This window comes from Candidatus Paceibacterota bacterium (assembly GCA_041661265.1).
Lineage (GTDB): Bacteria > Patescibacteriota > Minisyncoccia > JAHIHE01 > JAGLIN01 > JBAZUT01.
On sequence record JBAZUT010000028.1, the window covers coordinates 1 to 4,962 of the forward strand.

At 43.2% G+C, this 4,962-nt stretch carries 5 protein-coding genes; 2 read left to right on the top strand and 3 right to left on the bottom strand.

Features of this window, described 5'->3' with window-relative positions:
• Positions 1-187 precede the first annotated feature (187 nt).
• Positions 188-1,246 (top strand): hypothetical protein, encoded by a 1,059-nt coding sequence (locus tag WC788_09810; GenBank protein ID MFA6097891.1) that lies wholly within the window; start codon positions 188-190, stop codon positions 1,244-1,246.
• 20 nt (positions 1,247-1,266) lie between these two features.
• Complete coding sequence (locus WC788_09815) at positions 1,267-1,605, top strand: hypothetical protein (protein MFA6097892.1); 339 nt, start codon at positions 1,267-1,269, stop codon at positions 1,603-1,605.
• Positions 1,606-1,675: 70 nt separating this feature from the next.
• Here the strand turns inward: WC788_09815 and WC788_09820 are convergent, their stop codons facing one another.
• The 3 genes from WC788_09820 to WC788_09830 all read right to left on the bottom strand — a co-directional run bounded on the left by WC788_09820 (position 1,676) and on the right by WC788_09830 (position 4,660).
• Positions 1,676-2,890, bottom strand: a complete 1,215-nt coding sequence (locus WC788_09820; GenBank protein MFA6097893.1) for a DUF5667 domain-containing protein — start codon at positions 2,888-2,890, stop codon at positions 1,676-1,678.
• Entirely contained in the window at positions 2,883-3,389 is a 507-nt protein-coding gene (locus WC788_09825) for an RNA polymerase sigma factor (protein ID MFA6097894.1), read from the bottom strand. Before WC788_09825 ends, WC788_09820 begins: the two co-directional genes overlap by 8 nt.
• A 155-nt stretch (positions 3,390-3,544) precedes the next feature.
• Entirely contained in the window at positions 3,545-4,660 is a 1,116-nt protein-coding gene (locus tag WC788_09830; protein ID MFA6097895.1) for a PGF-pre-PGF domain-containing protein, read from the bottom strand.
• Between the last annotated feature and the right edge of the window lie 302 nt (positions 4,661-4,962).

Genomic DNA, 4,962 nt, shown 5'->3' on the forward strand with positions numbered 1-4,962 from the left:
CTAAACCGGTATGCTTAAGGACAAGAAGAGACGATCGTATTGCGAGTGGCTCAAGGCCATTGACACCTTAGTCTCTTCTTCCTGCCCTTAAGTATACACTATTATCCCTATCTCCTTTATATGACAACCAGAATTAGCACTATTTCATCAGAAACTAATTAAACTATGCAGCAAGTAATATATCTCCATGATAGCGAAACTCTATATCTACAGGCTCACAGATGTGGCATATGATATAAACATACCGAAGCTGAGAGGCGGGCTTAAAAAACTTCAATTCCGGCCGTTGAGACTGAGTCGTTTCACTCCGGCATATTTGAATTTCTCCATACCGCCCCTGCAGATGGAAGAAAAAACATGGATGACACCCCTTATCGATCGCCCTATCGGAACACAGATCAAATTTTTCTCTCTGGGTTCGATCACCGCAAGATTCGAAATTGAGATACAAGGAAATAACTATGACGAGATATTATCAAAAGCAAAATCGATCCTCAACAATCCATCACCCTTCGACAGAAAATCAAGGAAACTCTCGAATAAATTAAGATCGATCATTGAGAAAGAGCTTAGCATAGAAACCTATTGCGGACTTGAGGAGGACTATGCCGTTCTGTGGATACGGGACAGATATGATCCGGCGAAAAAAGCCGCGATCATTTCCCCGACCGCGAAATTCCTGAGGAATGAAGACCGCCAGCTTTCCACATATGAACAGAATGAGGCCTTTAAATACCATTTCAGCTACACGCCGGAAGATATCACCATAATTGACTGGGATAGGACCGTGACGATCGGAATGGAACCGGAAGACGACGTCTGGGATGTTCTGGAGTATGTCAACATCCAGCTTCTTGAACTTCGCTATTACGAAAAAGAATTAGACAAAAGACTCGAGGAGATCTATCAATATTCCAGAGCGAAGCAGCTTCCGATCATAGAATTTTATAAAACGCAGAAACTGATGCAAAAAACATTGGCAATTTTCATAGAATACTCGTCTGTTGAAAAACGTATAAACAATTTCCTGAGACTGACAGGAGATGAATATCTTTCCCGCATTTATCTTGCCGCCTCTGCAAGGCTTAACCTTCATAAGACGGAAGAAAATCTCAAGAAAAGGCTGGATGATGCCAAAGATCTCTATGAAATGCTGTCTGCGGAACTGAGCTCTGTTCGGGCCGAGATCCTGGAGATCATCATAATCTTCCTGATCCTCTTCGAAATAGTTTACGCGCTTATCTAATTTATCGTAACATAAATCATATGGAATTCTCCTTCAGGGAAAACCAAGCATACCTTCTCGCAAAAAATGTTTACAGACTGATCCTTCTTCACACTCAAAAAGAGAATTTTAAAAAAAACGAAAATCTCACGCGCAGGATCGAAAAAACATCTCTATGCGTCATTTCTCTCATCATCGCCAACCTGACATCGCGATCGGATGAGGAAAAGTCCAAATCTTTGTCGAAGCTTCTGCATCTTGCGAACAGCATTTATTCGCTCTATGACGTCGCAATGGACCTTGGGCTCATAGATAAAAAAGATCTTTCCCTTATGGAATCGGCGCTGAATGAACTGCTTTTGGAGATAAAAAAATTATAGTCCTCCCATAGCCTTTGAAACAAAAAAGACTCAGCGAGTCTTTTTTTTATCGGATCTATTTTCATTTCGCTCAGTCTCTTTGTTCGCCATCCCTGCTTTGCTCCGGGACCCGATCTTCTCTCTCGCCGGATGTTTCCTTCCGGATCTCTTCATTATTATTTTCATCCACCCTGTTGTAATTCTCATTATCGCTGTTTTCCATTATCTTTTCAACAACACCATCCGCCGCTTCGAGTTCTATCTTTGCATTTTCAACAAACATTTCGGCATCACCGTATCTGCCGTCATTCAAAGCGCCTTGGGCTTTGGACATGAATCCATCAAATGATCCGAATGTATCCTGAGCCAAAACGATCCCCTTCTCCGAACTGTTTTTTATGATATTCTCCTTTTCCTCCGCAAGACCCGCAATATCTTCCGATATCTCTTTATTACTTTCTTCAATTTTATCTTTTTCATCCATATTATCCTTTATAACCTTCTTCTCATCGTTGATCGCCTGAAAAGATTCATTCCTCCTGATGACCAGATTTTTTCTTTCGTCCTTGATCCCATTCAGCTCACCTTCAAGCTTCTGGAGATTTTCTTCATCCCCGGTTTTCTTTGTTTCGCGCATCTGCTCTTTTATGGCCGACTCCTGATCCTTTAAACTATCGGCTTGGGATTTGAAGGTCTCCTCGAGCTCTTTTTTCTGCTCATTGAACGCGCTGTTAATATTTCTTGCCAGATCCTCGGCGTCGGTTTCTTTCTTCTTGTCACTGATCGCATCTGCGGCCTTGCTGGTATTATATTGAAGTCTTGATATCGCCTGGTCCAGACCCTTCGGTTCAACGCCTTTTTTTGAAAGTATCTCTTTTATTTCTGAAACTCGTTCCGCCGCAAATGACGCATGGAGCTTTGCCTTCGTCTCGGAATTGAATGAAACGGAATAGCGAAGGTCCTCGGTCAACAGTTTTATGGAATAAAGAGAATCTCCGGGCAAGCTTTCTTGCGACGCCAGCGCGATCCCCGTACCGGCAAAAACAACGAGCAACGAAACCGCGGCAACCCTCACAAATTTCGGATTTGTCTTCAGGCTTCCGAACGGAAAGTCCTTCATCTTCCCGGAGATGATCCTGACCACTTCGGATATCACGTTCCTTTTTTCGACTTGGACCTCCTCATTGGCAGGATTTTGCCGGATATGTTCTTCCAGGTCCGACCTTAATGACATTAAAAATTGCTCGTTTTCAAGCTCTCTGCCGGCCGCTCTCAATTGTTTTTTAAATTTATGATCTTCAAACATATTTTTTCTTTATCTCGTTCTTAATGTATTTAATGCTTCTGTGGATGATGACGTTTATGCTGTTCTTTGACCTTCCTGTCATGTCGCTTATCTCTTTTACGCTGAAATCATTTACGTACCTGAAAATTATGATCTGCCGGTGCTCATCGCTCAGCTCAAAAAGAAACTCCTCGATCAAGCTCCTGTTTATATTGTTTTCGGTTTCCCTGGACTGCGCTTCCGCGATCGAGGTCTCATCGGGGCTTATACTGTCTATGGGAACGACCGGTTTCGCCTTCCGCCTGTAATAATCGATTATCAGATTATTGGCGATCTTGAAAAGGAAAGTTTTGTAATTCCTGACGTCGGTTCCGTTCCTCACAATATTATCCCAAGCTTTAAAAAAAGTTTCCTGAGTAAGGTCCTCGGATACTTCTTTGCTGTTGACCCGCAGATAGATATGCCTCAAAATCCCGGCAGCATAGTCGTCGTAGGCCGATAAAAAAGCGTTGTTGATCATGTTATTACGTTTTTGCATATGCATCGTATGAGTGTAGTGACGTCATTAAGCATAAAAAATTACATCGATAAAGTCAAATGGCGGACCTTGGCGCGATCTATGTGATCTTGTGTATAAAAAAAGAAAGGATTTTCCTTTCTATATGCGGCATTGTTCTATTTTTTTCTTCTGCTGTATGCGATCGTGATCGCAATCAATATTATCGCTGCGATCAATAATGCAAGATATGAATTCGTCATATCAGATGATACTTTCTTTGCTTCATCATTTCCGGCTGATGCAGTTTGATTTGTTTCCGCCTTCATGGCCGGCACGGCTTTCTCGATCAAAGCATAATATCCGAATGACGGAACCGTTGCTCTGAAATTCTCGCCGCGCTTTTCGAATGAAACCTCGACCCATGAACCGTTCTTATACAACATCAATGAAACTTCTTTCTTTTCCTTGAGTTCATTCGGAACCGTAAACTCTATGTATCTGTCCTTCACCTTCGGTGAATCGCTATATCCGATGCCTCCGATCCAAACATTGAAAAATACAATGGGACCCTTGTTCTCCAGAGGCTTTGTGTTCGCCGATCCTCTCTTGAGAAGTTCTCCTTGGGCTGATACGCAATTTTCGGTCGAGTTGGGACTGAATCCTGCGCCCCTCAGAAATTCAAGAGTTTTGAACTTGTAGTCAACCGACTTTTTATATATAGATACGAATTCCTCGTTGGTCTCATGTTTCCTTGTATTTGCAAGGGGTTCGTCCGAATGAACGTCCCTGCCGCAGCTTCCGCCTACGGATGATCCTCCGCCAATTGACTGGGTCGGATTATTTCCGGGATTCGTCGCGGGTGGGGTTGTTGGCGCTGCTGTTGGTGCAACTGTAGGTTGTGTTGTAGGCCTTGCAGTTGGTTGCGCTGTAGGAGCCACAGTCGGTTGTGTTGTAGGTTGTGTTGTAGGTTGTGTTGTAGGTTGTGTTGTCGGAGCTATCGTAGGCTGTACTGTAGGTTGTACCGTCGGTTGCGATGTGGGCGTTACTACGGGAGTCGGCTTCGGCGTCTTAACCGGAGTCGGAGCCGCAGTAGGAATCGGTGTGGGCTTTGCCGTATGCGTAGGTGTCGGCTTTACGGTATGCGTAGGCGCGGGTGTTGGATAACAACTTTTGTGATATCCGCCATCATCGCCTGATACATTTTTTTTTTCTTCAAAAGCTATTCCGGTTTGTGCTATTGCTATAATAAGCGCCAGCACAAACAACGTTTTTAAAACGGTGTTTTTTTTCATTTTTTCCCTCTGTCTGTTCAATCAAGCTGCCTTTTTCTTCGACAGCCGTTCAGAAGCTCCCATAGAAGCCCATAAATAGCTGCCGAAGTCCGTTTCATGCCGATTCTAAAGTACATTCCAAATTTACACGCACTTTGCATCATACATAACTTTTATTTTTTGTCAATATTGCATAGTGAATTTCCCTGTGGCAGAGACCACAGGGCGTCCAGTTAAATCTCGAACAATCTGAGCTGTTTAATATCTTCTTTCCTGCCCTGCTTGATTATGTATTTTTCAATGATAGCCTTATCTCCTTTCCC